Annotated in this window: 16 protein-coding genes, 1 tRNA gene and 1 other RNA gene; 3 read left to right on the top strand and 15 right to left on the bottom strand. The window is 39.7% G+C overall.

What is annotated here, in order from left to right; genetic code table 11:
• The 8 genes from B4W83_RS07110 to B4W83_RS07075 all read right to left on the bottom strand — a co-directional run.
• The coding region (locus B4W83_RS07110; RefSeq protein WP_083022247.1) for a restriction endonuclease subunit S at window positions 1-520 on the bottom strand (520 nt) is incomplete at its 3' end.
• Between the two features lie 12 nt (window positions 521-532).
• Window positions 533-2,026 (bottom strand): type I restriction-modification system subunit M, encoded by a 1,494-nt coding sequence (locus B4W83_RS07105; protein ID WP_000627747.1) that lies wholly within the window; start codon window positions 2,024-2,026, stop codon window positions 533-535.
• A gap of 122 nt (window positions 2,027-2,148) precedes the next feature.
• Window positions 2,149-2,499, bottom strand: coding sequence for a hypothetical protein (locus B4W83_RS12780; RefSeq protein ID WP_158083588.1), 351 nt, complete (start codon window positions 2,497-2,499; stop codon window positions 2,149-2,151).
• A gap of 260 nt (window positions 2,500-2,759) precedes the next feature.
• A complete protein-coding gene (locus tag B4W83_RS07095) occupies window positions 2,760-3,926 on the bottom strand; it encodes an ATP-grasp domain-containing protein (RefSeq protein WP_001108623.1) in 1,167 nt (388 codons plus the stop codon).
• A gap of 12 nt (window positions 3,927-3,938) precedes the next feature.
• Window positions 3,939-4,679 (bottom strand): esterase family protein, encoded by a 741-nt coding sequence (locus tag B4W83_RS07090; RefSeq protein ID WP_000546809.1) that lies wholly within the window; start codon window positions 4,677-4,679, stop codon window positions 3,939-3,941.
• 20 nt (window positions 4,680-4,699) lie between these two features.
• Complete coding sequence (locus tag B4W83_RS07085; protein WP_001016822.1) at window positions 4,700-5,524, bottom strand: alpha/beta hydrolase; 825 nt, start codon at window positions 5,522-5,524, stop codon at window positions 4,700-4,702.
• A 136-nt stretch (window positions 5,525-5,660) separates the two neighbouring features.
• Entirely contained in the window at window positions 5,661-6,875 is a 1,215-nt protein-coding gene (gene thiI, locus B4W83_RS07080) for a tRNA uracil 4-sulfurtransferase ThiI (protein ID WP_001200054.1), read from the bottom strand.
• An 8-nt stretch (window positions 6,876-6,883) separates the two neighbouring features.
• Window positions 6,884-8,026 (bottom strand): cysteine desulfurase family protein, encoded by a 1,143-nt coding sequence (locus B4W83_RS07075; protein WP_000638947.1) that lies wholly within the window; start codon window positions 8,024-8,026, stop codon window positions 6,884-6,886.
• A gap of 139 nt (window positions 8,027-8,165) precedes the next feature.
• On the opposite strand from B4W83_RS07075, the gene B4W83_RS07070 reads away from it, so the two are divergent.
• Complete coding sequence (locus tag B4W83_RS07070) at window positions 8,166-8,597, top strand: DUF6556 family protein (protein ID WP_000073924.1); 432 nt, start codon at window positions 8,166-8,168, stop codon at window positions 8,595-8,597.
• 197 nt (window positions 8,598-8,794) lie between these two features.
• On the opposite strand, the gene B4W83_RS07060 is transcribed toward B4W83_RS07070, so the two are convergent.
• The 5 genes from B4W83_RS07060 to B4W83_RS07040 all read right to left on the bottom strand — a co-directional run bounded on the left by B4W83_RS07060 (window position 8,795) and on the right by B4W83_RS07040 (window position 15,745).
• Window positions 8,795-11,098: a DNA translocase FtsK gene (locus B4W83_RS07060; RefSeq protein WP_078138006.1), complete on the bottom strand. Its 2,304-nt coding sequence runs from the start codon at window positions 11,096-11,098 to the stop codon at window positions 8,795-8,797.
• 138 nt (window positions 11,099-11,236) lie between these two features.
• Window positions 11,237-12,016, bottom strand: a complete 780-nt coding sequence (locus tag B4W83_RS07055; protein WP_001021165.1) for a hypothetical protein — start codon at window positions 12,014-12,016, stop codon at window positions 11,237-11,239.
• Window positions 12,017-12,147: 131 nt separating this feature from the next.
• A complete protein-coding gene (locus B4W83_RS07050) occupies window positions 12,148-14,100 on the bottom strand; it encodes a PTS fructose transporter subunit IIABC (RefSeq protein WP_001222535.1) in 1,953 nt (650 codons plus the stop codon).
• Window positions 14,097-15,008: a 1-phosphofructokinase gene (pfkB, locus tag B4W83_RS07045; protein ID WP_000640806.1), complete on the bottom strand. Its 912-nt coding sequence runs from the start codon at window positions 15,006-15,008 to the stop codon at window positions 14,097-14,099. The genes B4W83_RS07050 and pfkB overlap by 4 nt, the downstream gene beginning before the upstream one ends.
• Window positions 15,005-15,745: a DeoR/GlpR family DNA-binding transcription regulator gene (locus B4W83_RS07040; protein WP_000920625.1), complete on the bottom strand. Its 741-nt coding sequence runs from the start codon at window positions 15,743-15,745 to the stop codon at window positions 15,005-15,007. Before B4W83_RS07040 ends, pfkB begins: the two co-directional genes overlap by 4 nt.
• Before the next feature lie 161 nt (window positions 15,746-15,906).
• Here B4W83_RS07040 and B4W83_RS07035 point away from each other — a divergent pair.
• Window positions 15,907-15,994: transfer RNA gene (locus B4W83_RS07035), tRNA-Ser, on the top strand.
• A gap of 171 nt (window positions 15,995-16,165) precedes the next feature.
• On the opposite strand, the gene ssrA is transcribed toward B4W83_RS07035, so the two are convergent.
• Both ssrA and cozE read right to left on the bottom strand, forming a co-directional pair.
• Window positions 16,166-16,513: a transfer-messenger RNA gene (gene ssrA / locus B4W83_RS07030) on the bottom strand.
• 645 nt (window positions 16,514-17,158) lie between these two features.
• Window positions 17,159-18,268, bottom strand: a complete 1,110-nt coding sequence (cozE, locus tag B4W83_RS07025; RefSeq protein ID WP_007284961.1) for a cell elongation protein CozE — start codon at window positions 18,266-18,268, stop codon at window positions 17,159-17,161.
• A 102-nt stretch (window positions 18,269-18,370) separates the two neighbouring features.
• Here cozE and pbp3 point away from each other — a divergent pair, with 102 nt between their 5' ends.
• Window positions 18,371-19,612 carry a D-alanyl-D-alanine carboxypeptidase PBP3 gene (gene pbp3, locus B4W83_RS07020; protein ID WP_000719169.1) on the top strand — a complete coding sequence of 414 codons (1,242 nt, stop codon included), beginning with the start codon at window positions 18,371-18,373 and terminating at the stop codon, window positions 19,610-19,612.
• Window positions 19,613-19,816 lie beyond the last annotated feature (204 nt).

The raw sequence follows: 19,816 nt of genomic DNA, 5'->3' as shown, positions 1-19,816 counted from the left end.
ATCGGGATTTGACGAGCTCGTTAAATTTTTCTGATTGAATTTTACGAAAATCATAAATTTGACTTATCGTATTTAGTTTTTTTGCAATTAGCTTTTGTTCTAGTTTATTAGGCAATACAAATGAGATATCTTTTATTTTAGCTACTGAAAGATGTTTCACTGTAACAAAAGGGGTCTTATCTTCAATTTCTTTTAAAAATTTAGGAATCAACCAAGATATATAACCTTCATCTACACTTTTATCCGTAATTTTAATTTTACAGACACGTTGATTAAGTAGCGCTAAATCCCCCTCCCATTTTTTCAATATAAAACTGCCATCCATTGTAATCAATAAGTCTCCATTTTTAATAAGATATTCTTCGGAATAAGTTCCTTCAAAGTAGGTATCAGAAAAACCTCTTTCTACATCTCGAATTCGTATTAAGGGGAGACCAATTTTGTTATCATTAAATTGTGATGATTTAAAAGCGTAACCAGATAAAATCTCACAAACTTCCCCCAACTTCACTTTTTTCATACAGCCACCTCCCTACTTGAGTAATTCTTCTAACTCTGCTAAGCCAGCTTGAATTTCTTTTTCTAAATCATTGATTTTCTTTAAGATGACTTCTGTTGGTTCATACTCAACTTTTTCATACTCAATCTCTTTATATTTATTGATAGACAAATCATAATCATTTTCCTTTATCTCAGCAACTGGAACAAAGAAAGATTGATCCGTTCTCTGACGTTCTGCTTCTTTTTCAAGATGATGAAAGCGTTCGATAATATCTGGAATATCATTGTCGCTAATCGGTTGTCGCTTATCATCCAAACTTAAGCCATCCGCTTTCATATCGTAAAACCAGACCTTGTCAGTACCACCATTGCCAGTTTTTGTAAAGATGAGAATGGCAGTTGAAACTCCAGCATAAGGCTTGAAAACACCACTAGGCATTGAGATTACAGCATCAAGCTTATGGTTCTCTACAATTTCCTGACGAATTCCTTTATGAGCTTTAGACGAACCAAAAAGGACACCATCAGGTACGATAACTGCTGCTCGTCCACCTGGTTTTAAAGTTCGCAAGAAAAGAGAAAGAAAGAGTAATTCTGTTTTTTTGGTTTTTACGGTTGCAAGAAGGTCATTAGAGGTTGAATTGTAGTCAAGTGAGCCCTTAAAAGGAGGATTTGCTAAAACCAAAGTATATTTATCGGCTTCTTCATTATCTTGAGACAGCGAGTCAAGGTAACTGATTTGTGGATTTTCTACTCCATGTAGCATCATGTTCATCGCCCCAAGTCTCAACATAGTCGTATCCGTATCATTTCCATGAAACATCTGATTATGAAAATGATTGATATTATCTGTATTGGTTTCCCATTCATCTTTCTTACGCTTTAAGTAACGGCTAGCAGATACTAAGAAGCCAGCAGAACCCATAGCAGGATCTGAGATAATATCTTTGATGGTCGGTTGCATCAACTCAACCATCATATCGATGATGTGACGAGGTGTACGGAACTGTCCATTTTTACCTGCGGTCGACAATTTTGATAACAGATATTCATAGATATCTCCGATATCAGTAATACTTTGTTTGTCATTATCAAAATCTACATCTAATCCCCTAGTTGGAAAAACATCTAAGATAGAAATTGCCTTTTGAAGCGTAGCAGGTTTATTTATTTGAAAAATAGCTTCTCGCATATATCGTGAAAAGGCTGTATCATCTGTATCTCCCTTGAGATTTTTAATAAACGGAAAAATCTCCTGAGTCATTAAACGATAAACTTCCTGAGCATCTCCTATATTTTTAAAAGTTGACCAACGGTATTCAGGTTTATCTTTTGGAAAAACTCCCTCATAAGGAATCCCTAGAAATTCAGCATCACTTTCACGTCCAAGCTCGACACTATCCAAATCTTTCATAAATAAGAGATAAGTCAACTGTTCAATATTTGTTAAAGGATTTGCGTTTCCTTCTGTCCAAAGAATTTCCCACAACTGATCGATTTTATTTTTTAATTCGCCTGTAATCATATCTTCCCTTTTCTTTAGTTTTTAAAACTTAGTAATATCATTATTTTATCAGATTTCAAACAAAGCTTCAATTAACTATATCTATGCGTCACCTGAATATTTTATACTCTTCGAAAATCTCTTCAAACCACGTCAGCTTCACCTTGCCGTAGGTATATGATACTGACTCTGTCAGTTCTATCCACAACCTCAAAACCATGTTTTGAGCTGACTCTGTCAGTTCTATCCACAACCTCAAAACCATGTTTTGAGCTGACTCTGTCAGTTCTATCCACAACCTCAAAACCATGTTTTGAGCTGACTCTGTCAGTTCTATCCACAACCTCAAAACCATGTTTTGAGCTGACTTCGTCAGTCTTATCTACAACCTCAAAACCATGTTTTGAGCTGACTTCGTCAGTCTTATCTACAACCTCAAAACAGTATTTTGAGCAACCTGCGGCTAGCTTCCTAGTTTGCTCTTTGATTTTCATTGAGTATTAATAGACTTGTTTGGTATCTTGAAAACTATATCATATAGGTGTCGTCATGAATCCTTTTAGCTGATTTAAGGATACAAAAACATAATACTATGACTCAATTGAAATATTAAAATTCAATTTCTGACCACCTAATCCTGCTTCAAATAGTTATCGAACAAGTTTTATGATAGCTACCTTGTTAGGATGCTCTTATTTTTTATCAGACAAAACAAAAGGATTAAGGGAGTGAATTTCCTTAATCCGATAGTCTCTTAAGCCTGACGCTGACCAAAGTCCTTAATCATCTGCTCCATTTCTTGTCGGCTAGGAGTTGTCAACATATACAGGTAATCTCCTTGAAGTTCCGCAAAGGCCGCTGGCATGATTTTTTTAACCTTGAACTGCTGACTGTATTTGGCAAGCAAGTCCTCCTCAGAATAAACATAGTGAGCATTTGCACGGCGAGAAGTAGCCAAACAATACTGCGGTTCAAATTCTGACGCTGGGAACTCTTCTCCTGCTACAATCGCCGCATAGCCTCGGTAGAGGTCCAAGGAATGAGCAAAGTTATAAACATCAATAGTGAAACCACCTGCAGGGCGGTTATTGTACTCAATGGCGATGTAATCATCCCCTTCACGGAAGAACTCAATATGGAAGAACCGTTCTTTCATGCCAAATTCCTTGACAATTGCCTCACCATATTTACGTAATTTAGGATCCATATCCTTGAGAACGTAATAAGAATTGTCCATCTTGTAAATCATGAGATCAAGCGGTGTATAGGCGTAATCAAAGGTTGTTGAGAAGACAATTTTACCATCCTTGTCCACAAGACCATCAAAGGTACAAATTTCGCTAGAGGTGACAAATTTCTCAAAGAAATAAACAGTTGAATGATCCCACTCAGACTTGAAGTGATTGATATCGTCTTCTGTCTCAAGCTTAAAGGTGGCGGCCGCTCCCACTCCATTGTCAGGTTTGGCAATCATTGGAAGACCAATTTCTTTCACAGCTTGATCCACATCTGCTTCCGTCTTGATAACTGCTCCAGGGACCACTGGGACACCTGCTTTTTTGAAAAGCTTCTTCATTTCAGACTTAAATTTCGTCTTTTTAATATCCTCTGGTTTGGCACCAAAAACATTAAATTGCTCTCTGAGTGCTGCGTCCAGCTCAAGCCAGTATTCATTATGAGACTCGATGCGATCAAGCGGGCCATGTTTATAAAAGAGAAAAGCAACTGCTCGTTTGACTTCGTCTATGTTCTCAAGATTGTCAACACGGAAATATTCGGTCAGGCTATTGCGTAAAGGCTCATCCAATTGCTCGTATGGTTCTTGGCCAATTCCCAAGACAGTGATGCCTTTATTAGCTAGTTCAATGGTAAACTGTTGAAAGTTTTGTGGATAATAGGGAGAAATAACAAGGTAATTCATAGGTAACTCCTTTTATAAATAGAGATGACCGAGGAAATAAGGCATTTGTTTGCGCCACCATTCCCAGTCGTGGGCGACATCGTGTCCCCATTCAGCAAACCAGGCTGGAATTTGTTTCTGGTCAAAGGCTTCTTTGAGCTTGTAAAAGGATGGCAAGCCATCTTGTTCCCAGGCACCAAGACCCGTACACAACACAATCTCTGCCTGACGATAACGGTCAATAAACCAGCCGTCGTTCTGGTTCCAGATATAATCTACTGGCGAGTTTTGGTAAATAGCATCATCGTTGTAGTAATCGCCGACAAAGAAACGTGCATCGTAAACACCACTGAGAGCAATCACTTTGGTAAAGACATCTGGATGCTGGAGGAAGAAATTGAGTGCATGATAGGCTCCCATAGAGCAACCTGTCGTCATCATGCCATCAAACCAACCTGTCTTATGCTTGATAAAAGGAATGGCCTCCTCAATCACATAACGTTCGTAGGCACGGTGCATTTCCGCTTGGTCGTGACCATTTTTCCAAGTAGCCAACCAGCTCTCACTGTCCACACTGGATAGGGTAAAGAACTGGACACGGCCTTCCTCGATAAAGGAAGCACAGGCGTCAATCATGCCAAAATCATAGTATTCATTGTGACTGCCACCTGATGAAGCAAAGACCACAACTGGAATTCCAGCATATCCATAACGATTGAGGTACATTTCACGGTTAAGGTGACCACTCCAGTGGCTAAGGTTTTCAATATGCATTGGCTTTCTCCTTTTCTAACTTACCATTTCTCTGCAAAAAATCTCAGAGAGTCTGGTAAATTCTCCGACCAAGGGATTTCACTATGGATGGCACCAGACTGAACTTTTAAGACCAGATTATCTAAGTGTACCCCACCTGCTATCAAATCATGGTAATAGCGAAGCGACGAGTCGATATAGGCTTGTTTGATATTACCAGCCATCAGGGTCTTGTCTGTATCATCTGCTTCTTCCGTTCCCACATAGATGAAGATGCGCTGGTCAGGCGATAGTTTCTGGCGCTCGATATAGCGGTTAAAGGCTTCTTGGTGGAGCCAGTTTGCAGATGAAAAGACGCCCAGGCAACCAATTTGGTCTTGGTATTCCAAACCGATAAACTGGGTAATATTCCCTCCTAGTGAGGATCCAATCATGGCTGTATGCTGGCAGTCTGCTTTTGTACGATAAGTTTCATCGATAAAAGGCTTGACCACCTCCATGACAAACTCGGCATACTCCACACCCTTACCGCCAAACTGCTGCCCTGGGATAGGAGATTCTTGGAACTTCCAAGCTGCATACTCATTCATCCGCCCCATGCCATCATTGTCAATAGCAACTACAATCATGCGACTGATATCGGGATTTCGTTTGATGGCTGGGATAATCTTCCATGAGTGTCCAATGAAAGACTCTTTGCTATAAAAAACATTTTGCCCGTCATGAAAGTAAACAACAGGATAGGAACGGTCTGTATCTTTCTCATAATCTTTAGGTAGAAGAACACGCACACGGCGCTCCTTGCCTGTATAAGGAACCTTGAGTTTGTGTTCTTTCATTTTTAAATAAAAGTAGGAATGATTCATTGTCAGAAAACTCTCTATATTCAAAATTTTATTTTATTATATCACAATTATAGAAAAAAAGTTAATTTTGCTTCCATTTTTGGAATTAAAAACTAACTTTTTCATTTAATTTTCTAAATTCTTTTGGATTTTCTGATTAGAGCAGATTGTCAATCAAGTCATCAACTTCATCTTTTTCAGCTTGAGGTGTAATCTCAGTAATCATGATTCCAGCAACTGCTCGCTCAACCAAATCTTCAACATCCATACGTGCTTCATACTGCTCTGCATTCTTAATCTTAGGATTTGTTTTTGGACGATCTGGTGCAAAAATGGTACAACAGTCTTCAAAAGGCTGGATTGAAATGTCAAAGGTATCAATTTCTTGTGCAATATCGATGATTTCCAACTTGTCCATGGTAACCACAGGACGAATGATGGGAGTGTTGGTCACAGCGTTAATAGCCTGCATGCTTTCGAGGGTTTGACTGGCTACTTGACCTAGACTTTCCCCATTGATGATAACCAAACCATTTCGTACCTCACGAATACGATCGGTAATCCGCATCATAAAGCGACGAGTTAGAGTCATCAAGTAAGCTTCTGGCGCTTTAGCCTTGATTTCCTCTTGAATCTCTGTAAAAGGAACTTCGATAAACTGGATATTGCCCCCAAACTTAGTCAATTTACGAGTCAAATCTTGGGCTTTTTTAAGGGCTCCAGGACTGGTGTAAGGTGGGCTGGCAAAGTGAACTGCCTCAATATCTACCCCACGCTTAAGCGCTAGATAACCAGCTACAGGTGAATCAATCCCTCCCGACAACATAAGCATCCCTTTACCTGAAGTTCCAACTGGCAAACCACCAGCCCCACGAATGGTTTCATAAGAAAGGTAGGCTGCCTCTTCTCGAATCTCCACTTGGAGATTGATATCAGGACTTTTCATTTGAGCTTGTACGTTTGGAATTGCTTCGAAAACAGCTCCTCCAAGCGTTTGATTGAGTTCACGACTGTCAAGTTCAAAGTTGTGGTCGCTACGCTTGCTAGAGATTTTAAAGGTCATGCCTTCCTTGTAGATGTCCTGCATAATCTCTTGGACAGAAGACTTCAAAACTTCTACAGATTTTTCAACCTTATATACTGGAGAAAAATTTTGAATCCCGAAGACTTGCTTGAGTGATTCTGCTACTGCTGTGTAATCAGCTCCATTGAGGTAAGCATGGGCACGGTCACGATCTGCCCTTACCTTAACTTGGGGATAGATAGACAAAACGTCTGAAATATTATTGCGAAGTTTATTGATGAAACGCATACGGTTTTTGCCTTTGGTTGACAGCTCACCGTAGCGAATCATAATTTCTGAATACTGCATAAATGCTCCTATCTTACTTTTCTAGTTTGGTTGTAAATTAATTTTAGCTTGGTCAAAAACTGATCGACCTGACTCATATCATTTTCAAGGTCTAGGCTAAGACGCACAGCTGACTGGGCCTTATCTTTATCTACTCCTATGGCAATCAGAGTTCCTGCAGGTTTCCCAGCCTTGGACGAACAAGCAGAGGTCGTTGAGATAAAAATATCATAGTCTTCAAAAGCGTGAACGATGACTTCACCACGAACACCCTTGATTCCAAAAGTCAGGATATGAGGGGCAAAGTCTTCCTCATCTGAAAAGACAAAAATATCTGGATAGTCCAGAAGGGCTTGACGAATCACTGCCTTCATCTGCCCAGTCTTGCTCCTAAAGGTATCTAGCTTTTCCATAGATAAACGGAGAGCCTTGGCTGTCGCTGCAATCCCTGCCACATTTTCAGTTGTCGAACGGTAATCACGCTCCTGACCTCCACCAGTCAACAGTGGCGTAATTTTCTTACCAGACTTGATATAGACAAAACCAACACCACGAACTCCGTGGAACTTGTGACCAGAGAAAGTCGCGAAATCCACTCGTTCTGTCAGATATTTTTCAGTTGTAATCTTAGCAAGTGCCTGAACCGCATCAACGTGGAAAGTAATAGTTGGCTTGTCTGCCAATAGTTTTGAAATAGCCTCAATAGGTTGGATAGAGCCTATTTCATTGTTCACAGCCATGATGGAAACGAGGATTGTATCAGGTCGTATCAAAACTGCTAGGGCCTCGACGTCCACAAATCCTTTCTCATCAACTGGAGCAAAATCCACTTCAAATCCTTGACTTTTCAGCCAGAGAGCCGATTCCTTAACTGCCGGATGTTCAATGGCTGATACGATGATGTGCTTGCCAAACTGGGCTTTTTCAAATGCTACTCCCTTGATGACCCAGTTATCTCCTTCTGTCCCACCAGATGTAAAGAAGATTTCATCACTTTTCTTACCGATTAAATCTGCAATCTGTTGGCGAGAAGCATCTAAGATTCGTGTTGCCTGGTCTCCCAAACGATGGAGACTAGATGGATTTCCTAAAATTTTTGAAGTCACCTGCATATAGGTTTCAAGGGCTTCAGGATAAGGCTTGGTCGTCGCCGAATTATCAAAGTAAATCATGTTTTCTCACGCTTTCTAAAATCACTCCTTCTATTGTATCATGAAACGGAGCCTGCGACAAGAAAGGGCAATTCCTCTTTTTTTAAGATTTTTTTTAAAGAAATGCGGTATAATAAATTTTAATCAAAGGAGAGAATGTATGTCTAACTATCGTAGAACTTCAAAACCAAAAACAGAACATATCAAAAAAGGCTTTACTGTTTTTCAAAAAACCATTACTACTATCGCTAGTATCCTCGGCTTGATTACTGCGACTATCACGATTATGAATGCCTTGGATAATAATAAAAATACCAAAAAAGAACCGACGACAACACCGACGACAACCATTGTCAAAGAAATTCAAAAGGAATCCCCTCAGGAAAATACTAGTCCCAATAAGGAAAATAATACTAGTCAAGAAAAAAAACAACAAGAGGAAACGCCAAAATCTAGCGGCAAGGAAGGGAAAAAAGAAGAGCAGAAAACAGCAACTCAGGATTCTTCTACTCCTGCTCCTACTCCAAGTAAACCTGCCGCTGATAATGAAAAACAGTCCAATACTCCAACTTCAGAAAATAATACTCAATGAAAATCAAAGAACAAACTAGGAAGCTAGCCGTAAGCTGCTCAAAACACTGTTTTGAGGTTGTAGATAAGACTGACGAAGTCAGTCACATATATACGGTAAGGCGAAGCTGACGTGGTTTGAAGAGATTTTCGAAGAGTATAAAAGTAATCAATAGCCAATAAAATAGCTCCCTCCAAACTTGGAAAGAAGCTATTTTTTTATTGTTCCAATACTTTTCTTGGCTTGGTACCTTCAGCTGGACCGATGACACCTGCCATCTCAAGCTCTTCCATGAGACGGGTCGCACGGTTAAATCCAACTGACAAACGACGCTGAATCATAGATGCACTGGCTTTCTGAGTTTCGATTACCAAAGCCTTGGCTTCTTCAAAGAGCGGGTCACCACCAGATTCACCATCTGAAAATTCACCGTCGTTTTCAGAAACCTCACCTGGTTCAAAACTATCATCGTAGTCCGCATCTGCCTGAGCCTTGATGAAGTTCACAATGCGCTCAACATCGTCATCCGAGATAAAGGAGCCTTGGAGACGAACTGGATGATTTTCATCAATCGGTTTAAAGAGCATGTCTCCTCGACCAAGAAGTTTTTCTGCTCCATTTTCATCCAAAATCGTACGGGAGTCTGTTCCTGATGAAACCGCAAATGCTACACGAGATGGGACATTAGCCTTGATCAGACCAGAGATGACATCAACGGATGGACGCTGGGTTGCAAGAATCATGTGGATACCTGCAGCCCGCGCCTTCTGTCCTAGACGGATGATAGCATCTTCCACTTCCTTGCTTGCTACCATCATGAGGTCAGCCAACTCATCCACAATCACAACAATAAGTGGTAGTGGAATCTGCTTGTACTCAGACTGAGCATTAAACTCTTCTACCTTGGCATTAAAGCCTGCAATATTACGAACTCCCACCTTGGCAAAGAGTTCATAGCGGTTTTCCATCTCATCCACAACCTTTTGCAGGGCCTTGCTGGCCTTGCGTGGATTGGTCACGACTGGAATCAAGAGGTGGGGAATATCATTGTAAACAGACAACTCAACCATCTTGGGATCCACCATCATAAACTTGACCTGGTCGGGTCTTGCTTTCATCAGAATGCTAGCAATAATGCCGTTAACTGCTACTGACTTCCCTGAACCCGTTGAACCTGCGACGAGCAAGTGGGGCATTTTAGAAAGGTCAAAAGCTCTTGCGGTGCCATTAACCGCCTTTCCTAGAGGAATTTCCAAGAGATTTTCTGCTTTCGTTTGAGATTGTTCCCATAGTTCGCGGAAAGAAACTGTCGCAATCTCAGAGTTAGGTACCTCAATTCCCACTAAAGATTTCCCTGGGATAGGTGCTTCGATTCGGACATCCTTGGCCGCCAAGGCTAGAGCGAGGTCATCTGCTAGATTGGAAATGCGGTTGACCCTTACACCCACTGCAGGCTTGACTTCATACTTGGTCACTGATGGCCCAATTTCAGCCCGTTCAACCGTTACCTTGATACCAAAGCTAGCAAAGGTTTCTTCTAGGATTTTGATGTTTTCTCGGACGATTTTCTTCTCTTTAGACTGGTCCTTTGGTTTATCTGGGGCAAAGAGTTGTAAGCTTGGAAGTTTGTATTCAAGAGCCTCCCTGGCTGAAAAATCGACCTGAACATCTTCGTCATCAGAGCCATCTTCCTGCTCAGGGAATTCAAGTTCGGCTTGAGGCAGGATGATTTCTGGTTCCACCCAGTCTTCTTCAGGTATAGGTGGAACGTCAAGTACAACATCTGCTGTCAGAATTTCACCCGTTTCCATATCAACAGGAGGCAAATCGAGTAAGGCTTTTTCGGTCTCTTCTTGTTCTAATCTAGCCTCTTTCTCATCCTTTTGGCGAGCTTTTTCTTCTTGTTTGACAAAGCGTTCCTCTTTTCGACGCTCATGCCCTTCCCACCATTTGGCAAATCCTCGACTGAAAAATTCAGCAATATCATAAACAGACCAAGGACTGACTAGGAGGGCACCCACTAAAATCAAGATAGAACCAATAAAGTAAGTGCCGATATTTGAAAAGAGAAAGGCGGTTGGAATATAAAGAGCGACACCAATCAAGCCTCCACCAGCAAAACTGGTCGTTCGAAAACCAGTCAAATCCGTCACAACCTGAGCCATGGTTCCTTTTAGAACGGACTTATCCAAACCATATTTCCAAACCAAGTAGGCCTCAAAAATCAGGAGCAAGCCTGCAAATATGATGAAAAAGCCAGATAAGAGTCCTTCCTGTTTTCGTATCCACTTGAAAAAGAAGAGATAGAACAAGAGGCCAAATATTGCTAGATAAGCTAGGCTCCCCACCAGCAAGCGAATTAAATTGTAAAGGGTTATACCTGCAGCCCCTAATTTGAAGGCTGCGAAAATCAATAAAATCGCGATTCCCAACGAAATCAACATTCGTTGGATCGCTTCTTTTCTCTCGAGTTCTGCTTTAGACGGTCTCCGTCTTGTTTTACTTGTATTCTTGTTTGCCATTTTTCTATTATACCATATTTCACAGGCATTTCGAAAAGAGAAAAAGACTGCACCAAACGGTCCAATCTTCTTTATCATGATTATATTCAAAGTAATTGTTATTATATTTAAATAAGCAAAGTCTCAAAGTTTAGATTTTTAAGATTTCACTTCGAAATTTGTATTTTTTATTTCTTGTTTTCTATCTATTTCCCTATCCGCAACTTCCCAAACACAATCGAAATGTTTTTCCATCATAGAAATGAAATCTATTTCATCATTATTAGTTTTAAAAAAGTCATCTTTTTTAGTAGTTTTACGTTCACCTATCAACACAAAATTGGTCTCCCAATTATATGGAGGCAGAGTAACTCTTAAAAAAGCCTTTGTCATCTTCATATTTTTCTTTTTTTTATAAACCAACATAAACGGCAAACGATATTGTGTTGAATAATAGCGAATTTCCATTTGTCCACTTTCTACATATTTACTATATTTTTTAGTCACATCTTCAATTTCGATACTAATATTTGTGTCAGACTTTCGCAACCCTTCTTTATCCTCAAGTTTCTCTAAATCTGATAAAAAATTGGTATAGATCTGAGAACACAAAAAACGAATTTTCATTCCATTATTCATAGCATTCTCTAATACAGTTCTATTTTCCGAAAAAAAATCAATACCTGATATAAAAAGTAAATCCAATCTTTTAGTATTTTTACATAACTTTTTAATCTCTCTAGTCGAATGCTTTTTCTTTGCCACTACACCTTTAAATCCATACGATTTCATTTCTTCTGCAATACGAAAATCTCTTGTAATTTTTTTCGTCACTAAGTAACCAAAACCACCGATTATTCCAGAAGCTAATAGAGCTGATAAAATTGATTCTACTATCTTCTTCCAATCCAAATCCAGAATAAATTCAATTATATTCATTTAAAATACTCTCATTATGTTTTTTCATTTCTATGAGTTTTATTTTAGAATATCATTCAAAAACTTGTTTGTCAAATTCTTTAAAAAAGACTGCACCAAACGGTCCAATCTTTTTATTTTCTATCTAATTTTTATGCTTGTGGTTTGCGTAGGTAACCATAAACCACACCACTTACGATTGCTCCTACCAAGACAGCAACGAGGTAAAGGAGGGCATTTGAAGTAAGGGCAATAACGAAGATTCCTCCGTGTGGCGCCATGAGTTTGATACCAGTAAGACCAACGAGACCTCCTGCTACTGCTGAACCAAGAATGAAACTTGGAATCGCACGAGCTGGGTCAGCTGCACCAAACGGAATCGCTCCCTCAGTGATAAATGACAAGCCCATGATGATATTCGTCAAACCAGAGTTGCGTTCTTCCTTGGTAAATTTATCTTTGAAAAGAAGCGTTGCGACAAAGATTGCAAGTGGTGGCACCATTCCTCCAGCCATAACTGCTGCCATGGCTACAGAACCACCTGAAGAAACAGTCGCTGCAAGCGTACCTGTACCAAAGACATAAGCCGCTTTGTTAACTGGTCCACCCATGTCAACAGCCATCATTCCACCAAGGACGATACCAAGAAGGACAGCTGAACCGCCTCCAAGACCGCCTAGGAAGTCATTCATAGCAGTGTTGATTGCCGCCATCGGGATATTCACAGCTAGCATGACAAATCCAGTCAAGATCGTTCCAAGAAGTGGCAAGAGAAGGATTGATTTAGCACCTTCAAGTGAACGAGGAACTTTAACGTATTTCTTGATAGCAAGAACCAATGCACCTGCGATAAATCCTCCCACAAGGGCACCTAGGAAACCAGATGATACACCTGCAAGAGTTGAAGTTGCTTCACCACCTGCGGCATAAGGGATCTTACCAAAGGCAAACCCTTCTTTGGCAATAGCACCAGCCACGAAACCAGCTACCAAACCTGGTTTTTCAGCAATAGAATAGGCAACATAACCTGCAAAGACTGGAAGCATCAAACCAAAGGCAGCTCCACCAATTTTCATGAACATAGAAGCTAGTTCATGGTAGGAACCAAGATTACCAAGGTTTTCATTTGGAACGCCCAAAGCACCGTCAATCAAGAAGGCAAGGGCAATCATGATACCACCACCAATAACGAATGGCAACATTTGAGATACACCACTCATCAAGTGTTTGTAGAAGGCACCACCAAGGCTTTGTTTTTCGTTAGAGGCTGTTGCGGCTTTGGCACCATTAGCGGCACGGTAGATTTCAGCATCCCCAGAAAGAGCCAAGTTAATCAGCTCTTCTGTTTTACGGATACCGTCAGCAACTGGACGATTGATCAATGGTTTGCCATCGAAACGATCCATTTCAACTGCCTTGTCTGCTGCGATGATAACAGCTTTAGCCTTACGGATGTCCTCTGATGTTAGTTGGTTCCCAACACCGCTGGCACCGTTGGTTTCGACCTTGATACCAACCCCCATTTCAGCAGCCACTTTTTGAAGGGCTTCTTGGGCCATGTAAGTGTGGGCAATACCTGTCGTACAAGCTGTAACAGCCACGATAAAGTCACCAGAGTTATTGGCAGGTACTTGAACAGGTTCCTCAGTTTTTTCTGAAGCTTTGTCAAAAAGTTCGATGACTTGATCAGCTGATGTTGCTTGACGAAGTTTGTCAGCAAAACCGTCTTTCATCAAGTATTGAGACAATTCTGCCAAGGCTGCCAAGTGAGTGTCATTGGCACCTTCTGGAGCCGCAATCATGAAGAAGAGGTCTGTTGGTTGTCCGTCCAAGCTCTCATAATCAACACCCTTATTTGACTTAGCAAATAGAACTGTCGCTTCTTTGACAGCAGCGTTTTTGCTGTGAGGCATTGCGATACCGTCACCCAAACCAGTAGAAGTCAAGGCTTCACGCGCCAAAATGCCTTCTTTAAAAGTTTCAAAATCTGTCACATAACCGTGGTCTGTCAAGCTTTTAATCATCTCTTCAATGACAGCTGTTTTTTCAGTTGCCTGCAAATCCAGCAACATGACATCTTTTCTCAATAGGTCTTGAATTCTCATCGTTTTTCTACCTCAACTTTTTCATATGTTTCTTTAATAAATTCTGCTGTTGCCAAATCATCTGAGAAGGTGGTTGCCGTTCCACAAGCCACTCCCCATTTGAAGGCTTCTACTGCGTCTTTTGATTTGACAAATTCACCTGTGAATCCGGCAACCATAGAGTCACCAGCTCCGACTGAATTTTTGACTGTCCCTTTGATTGGTTTAGCAAAGTAAGCTCCCTCAGATGTGACAAGAAGAGCACCGTCACCAGCCATAGAGATAATGACGTTTTGAGCACCTTTAGCCAGTAACTCACGAGCGTATTTCTCAATTTCATCTAAACTTTCGAGTTTAACCTCAAAAATCGCTCCAAGTTCATGATTGTTTGGTTTGACCAAAAGTGGCTGGTAGTCCAAACTATCAATCAAGGTCTGACCTTCAAAGTCACAAACCACTTGCGCACCCGTCTGGCGCGTCAAGGCAATCAAATCCTTATAAATAACATTGCCTATATTTTTAGCACTTGAACCCGCAAATACAACCGTGTCTTCTGCAGTCAAGCTAGATAAAATAGCTTTCAATTCTTCTAGCTGAGCTGGTTCAACAGTTGGACCCCTTCCGTTGATTTCTGTTTCCTGGTCTGCTTTTATCTTAACATTGATACGAGTATCTTCTGCCACTTGGACAAAACGTGTCTCAATTTTTTCCTCTGCCAAAGTATCTGTGATAAATTTACCAGTAAAGCCACCGATAAATCCAGTCGCAGTATTGGGAATATCCAAGCGTTTCAAGACACGGCTAACATTGATTCCTTTCCCACCAGCAAACTTATCATCACTGTCCATACGATTGACACTACCGACTTGAACTTGGTCCAAACGCACAATATAGTCAATAGATGGATTGAGTGTGACTGTATAAATCATACTTCTATTACCTCCGTTTTTTCCTTAATAGCCTGCAAAAGCTCATGCCCTTGACTTGTGATAACGATAGCTCGTTTGAGCGGTGCTACCTTGGCAAAGCAAGTTTGTCCAATTTTTGACGAATCCACCAAGACGTAGGTCTGCTTGGCATTCTCCAAAATAGCTCTTTTCACAGCTCCCTCCTCCATATCAGGAGTCGTATAATAGCCATCGTCAACACCATTCATTCCGATAAAGGCACGGTCAAAGTGCAATTGGTTAATCTGGTTAAGAGCAACGCCCCCGATACTAGCATCTGTCGCCGTCTTGACGTTTCCTCCAACCATGACAATTGGAATCTGCTTTTCAACCAACTGAGCGGCATGGTGAATGGAGTTGGTCACAACTGTAACATTCTTATTGACCAATTCATGAATCAAAAAAGCAGTTGTTGTTCCAGCATCGATAAAGATGACATCTTTTTCTTTAATGAGAGAGGCTGCTTTCTGAGCCAGCAACTTCTTTTCTTGAAGGTTTTTGACAGATTTTTCTTGAATGGTTTCTTCTTCCTGTAAGGAGTGGGGGAGTTCTGCTCCACCATGCACACGACGAAGCTTGTTTTCCGCTTCCAACTCATCCAAGTCTCTTCGAACCGTTGATTCTGACGTTTCTAGCAAACTAACTAATTTTTCAAGAGCAACTACATGATGTTGATTTAACTCCTCTAAAATCAGTTGCTTACGCTCTGTTTTTAACACTGAATCACCTCCTGTTATCGTTTACACCATTCATTCTATCATACTTTTTTTCAAAGTCAAGCGCTTTTTATCATTTTCCTTCAAATTCTGTCATTTTTCTTATTTACAGAATTTTTATTGCAAGATAAGGACCTTTATGGTAGACTATTTAAGTAAGTATTGGAAGATTACTCAAGAGGCTTAAGAGGCCGTGTTGGAAACGCGGTAGGCGTGTAATAGCGTGCATGGGTTCGAATCCCATGTCTTCCGTGGAAAAAAGATTATTTTTAGGATGCGACAAATGTTGTATCCTTTTTTCTATCCTTTTTTAAAATAGGGTCTGTTTGTGACTCCCTTTTTAGCAAAAGAATGCAAAGGAATACCAAAGATAAAAATAAAAAACGTTGATTTAACAACGTTTTACCAAGGAATGCAAAGGAATAATGGAGCCGGTGGGAGTCGAACCCACGTCCAAACACCTGCCAACATATTTGTCTACAACCATAGGTTATGTATTATTTTAACAGCCCCTCGACACATAACTCAAGTCTAGAAACTGCGAGTCTATCAATCTCTTATCAAGCCGCTAGACAAGGCTTAATCGTATCTCGCTAATAATAAGACCTGTCATTGAACACGAGCAATCCAAATCGGGTCACGCCTGCTGGTTTTTAGGCAGCTAGAGCGTAAGAAGTGTTATTTTTTGCAGTTATATTTAACTGAGCGTTTACGTCGCCACACGAGTCGCAAAATATGCCTCATAATGCCTGTCGAATCCGTAACGACCCCAAAAGACAATAAAACTATTATACCTTATCTAACACAAAAATGCAAAAAGAAATCACATACCTAAAAAAGATACTATTCGAGAAATTTAGCAAACTGGGAGACTAACTACAACTTTCTCAGTGCATAACTTTACGATTATGAATAGAACTTACGAAATCCAATTAACACATACCTAAGATGAAGCTATCTGTTTTGAAGAAATTCACGAAGAGAATTATTCTAAAATACTTTCAGATGAGAATTTTCCTACTCTCTTTGTTTCAATTCATTTGAGTTTAAAAACAATAAAATCAATCCTTATATTATTCGGACTACTTTTCACTTATTGCACCAAAATATAGTAAAATGAAATAAGAATAGGACGAATAGATCAGGACAGTCAAATCGATTTCTAACAATGTTTTAGAATTAGAGGTGTACTATTCTAGTTTCAATCTACTATAAATAGGTTTCATTCGAACTTTAATAGACTATGAAAACCAGTGGAACTTACCCTGACACGGAATTCCACTGGTTTTTTCGATTTTTACCAGATTAACTTCTACTATTTTTAGCTGTGAAAATTAGTTTAGGACTTTAACTTATTTTCAATCTTCTAATCTAAAGGCCACTTCTAGTAAAGAAAAATCAGGGTTCTCCTGACTTTTACTTAGCTAATTCTCTTTCTCGTTCTTTCATTATTTTATGATTTTCATACAAACGGGATAAGAACTTAGAAATTTCTTTTAAGATAGAATAGGTTGGCACTGCGACAATCATTCCAACTACACCATAGATATTGCTTGACAACAAAAGTAAAACTAAAATCGTGATTGGATGAACCTTCATAACACTTCCTACGATTCGAGGATATAAGATATTGCCATCTACCTGCTGAACAACAAGCATATAAATCACTGCAATCAGCATTCTATGGGGATCAGTGAATATATTTGCAATAATCATAGGAATCAAACCAATACTTGGCCCCACATAAGGAATTAAATTGGCTACACCAGAAAAAATAGCAAAAACTAAAGCATATTTTAAACCAATAATACTATAGCCAATATAAGCCAAACAACCTATAATGATTGCGTCAATCGAAACTCCACTAATATAGCGAGCAATCGTCGCATTCAAATTCTTTAATAAGCCTGCAATATGCAAGCGATCCCTCTTTAGAATCGTTCTTTCAAGCATGGGCAAGAATTTATGTCCATCTAGTAAGAAATAAACCAAAAAAACTGGAGTCATAATCAAAATCAAAACAGTACTGATAAGAGCTGACAAGACGCTCCCCACACTATTTGATACGCTATTTAGGATATTTTGAAGAATATCAACATAGGATAAGTTTAACTGCTGAATTGTAGCTTCTACATCCAAATTCTGGAGCGCAGGATAATTAGATAAGTCTATGATTAAGTCTTGTACTCGACTATAAATAGTTTGACTAGATATAATCAAACTAGATAACTGATTAATCAAAATAGGTAAAAGATAGACAACACCTACGACCATTCCCCAGACCAAAGCACACAAGGTAATTAAAATACCAAGCAAACGATTGAGTTTACAGACTTTATTTAAGAAAGTAACAATAGGGTTTGTCAAATAATAAAGAACCCCCCCTAATAAAAATGGAATCATAATTGTATTAAGCACGCTAACAAAAGGGTTAATCAAAGACCCCATCTGTCTCCATAGGTAAAATATGATTGTTAAGAGTAAAATTTCTGTGGTCCAAAAAAATAATTTATTTCTACGAAACATGAGTTACCTCCCTCACTCTATTTTACCATATTTTCAAAAAGCTTAACGGATGAATTATTAAAGCAAGAATATTTTTTTTCTTTATGATAGAATAAGACTACTATGAAAAAAATATTTTTAACTTTATTAACTGTCTCCCTTTTAGGAGGTGCTTCTACTGCTGTTGCTCAAGATTTTACCATTGCCGCTAAACATGCGATTGCTGTTGAGGCAAATACTGGTAAAATTCTCTATGAGAAGGATGCAACGCAACCTGTCGAAATTGCTTCCATAACAAAATTGATTACTGTTTATCTAGTCTATGAAGCTCTGGAAAATGGAAGTATCACACTATCCACCCCAGTAGATATTTCTGATTATCCTTATCAATTGACGACAAATTCTGAAGCCAGTAATGTTCCTATGGAGGCCCGTAATTATACTGTCGAAGAGTTGCTTGAAGCAACTCTGGTATCTAGTGCCAACAGCGCCGCTATTGCCCTAGCTGAGAAAATTGCTGGCTCTGAAAAAAACTTCGTTGATATGATGCGAGCAAAACTCTTGGAATGGGGAATCAAAGATGCCACTGTTGTCAATACAACTGGTCTGAACAACGAGACTCTAGGAGATAATATTTACCCGGGCTCAAAAAAAGATGATGAAAACAAGCTCAGTGCTTATGATGTCGCTATCGTTGCCCGCAACCTCATCAAAAAATACCCACAAGTTTTGGAAATCACCAAAAAACCTTCTTCTACTTTTGATGGGATAACAATCACTTCAACCAACTACATGTTAGAAGGTATGCCTGCTTACCGTGGTGGTTTTGATGGACTGAAAACAGGAACAACAGATAAGGCTGGAGAGTCTTTTGTTGGTACTACTGTCGAAAAAGGCATGAGAGTCATCACAGTTGTTTTAAATGCAGACCATCAAGACAATAATCCTTACGCTCGGTTTACAGCTACATCTTCACTAATGGATTATATTTCTTCTACATTTACACTTCGCAAAATCGTTCAGCAAGGCGATGCCTATCAAGATAGCAAAACCCCTGTACAAGATGGAAAAGAAGATACGGTCACTGCAGTGGCCCCAGAGGATATCTATCTAATTGAACGTGTTGGGAATCAATCTTCCCAATCTGTTCAATTCACACCTGATTCCAAAGCAATCCCAGCACCACTTGAAGCTGGAACAGTGGTTGGCCATTTAACTTACGAAGACAAGGACTTGATCGGTCAAGGTTACATCACCACAGAGCGCCCTAGTTTCGAAATGGTTGCAGACAAGAAAATTGAAAAAGCCTTCTTCTTAAAAGTTTGGTGGAATCAGTTTGTCCGCTTTGTTAACGAGAAATTATAAAAAAATCGCGATTTAAACCGCGATTTTTTTTATTACAAATTCATCTTCAAAGTTCTTGATTTTGAGTAGATCTAATGCTCAATGAAAATCAAAGAGTAAACTAGGAAGCTAGCCGTAGGTTGCTCAAAGCACCGCTTTGAGGTTGTAGATAAAGCTGACGTGGTTTACACTTTGATTTTCGAATAGTATCAAAGTCCTTGATTT

This window comes from Streptococcus pseudopneumoniae ATCC BAA-960 = CCUG 49455, assembly GCF_002087075.1.
GTDB classification, from domain to species: Bacteria; Bacillota; Bacilli; order Lactobacillales; family Streptococcaceae; genus Streptococcus; species Streptococcus pseudopneumoniae.
This window is presented reverse-complemented; position numbering and strand designations above follow the sequence as displayed.

Excerpts from the sequence above, each read along its gene's own strand:
- B4W83_RS07105 (WP_000627747.1), bottom strand. The coding sequence starts at position 2,026 with ATGATTACAGGCGAATTAAAAAATAAAATCGATCAGTTGTGGGAAATT.
- B4W83_RS12780 (WP_158083588.1), bottom strand. The coding sequence starts at position 2,499 with ATGAAAATCAAAGAGCAAACTAGGAAGCTAGCCGCAGGTTGCTCAAAA.
- B4W83_RS07095 (WP_001108623.1), bottom strand. The coding sequence starts at position 3,926 with ATGAATTACCTTGTTATTTCTCCCTATTATCCACAAAACTTTCAACAG.
- B4W83_RS07090 (WP_000546809.1), bottom strand. The coding sequence starts at position 4,679 with ATGCATATTGAAAACCTTAGCCACTGGAGTGGTCACCTTAACCGTGAA.
- B4W83_RS07085 (WP_001016822.1), bottom strand. The coding sequence starts at position 5,524 with ATGAATCATTCCTACTTTTATTTAAAAATGAAAGAACACAAACTCAAG.
- thiI (WP_001200054.1), bottom strand. The coding sequence starts at position 6,875 with ATGCAGTATTCAGAAATTATGATTCGCTACGGTGAGCTGTCAACCAAA.
- B4W83_RS07075 (WP_000638947.1), bottom strand. The coding sequence starts at position 8,026 with ATGATTTACTTTGATAATTCGGCGACGACCAAGCCTTATCCTGAAGCC.
- B4W83_RS07070 (WP_000073924.1), top strand. The coding sequence starts at position 8,166 with ATGTCTAACTATCGTAGAACTTCAAAACCAAAAACAGAACATATCAAA.
- B4W83_RS07060 (WP_078138006.1), bottom strand. The coding sequence starts at position 11,098 with ATGGCAAACAAGAATACAAGTAAAACAAGACGGAGACCGTCTAAAGCA.
- B4W83_RS07055 (WP_001021165.1), bottom strand. The coding sequence starts at position 12,016 with ATGAATATAATTGAATTTATTCTGGATTTGGATTGGAAGAAGATAGTA.
- B4W83_RS07050 (WP_001222535.1), bottom strand. The coding sequence starts at position 14,100 with ATGAGAATTCAAGACCTATTGAGAAAAGATGTCATGTTGCTGGATTTG.
- pfkB (WP_000640806.1), bottom strand. The coding sequence starts at position 15,008 with ATGATTTATACAGTCACACTCAATCCATCTATTGACTATATTGTGCGT.
- cozE (WP_007284961.1), bottom strand. The coding sequence starts at position 18,268 with ATGTTTCGTAGAAATAAATTATTTTTTTGGACCACAGAAATTTTACTC.
- pbp3 (WP_000719169.1), top strand. The coding sequence starts at position 18,371 with ATGAAAAAAATATTTTTAACTTTATTAACTGTCTCCCTTTTAGGAGGT.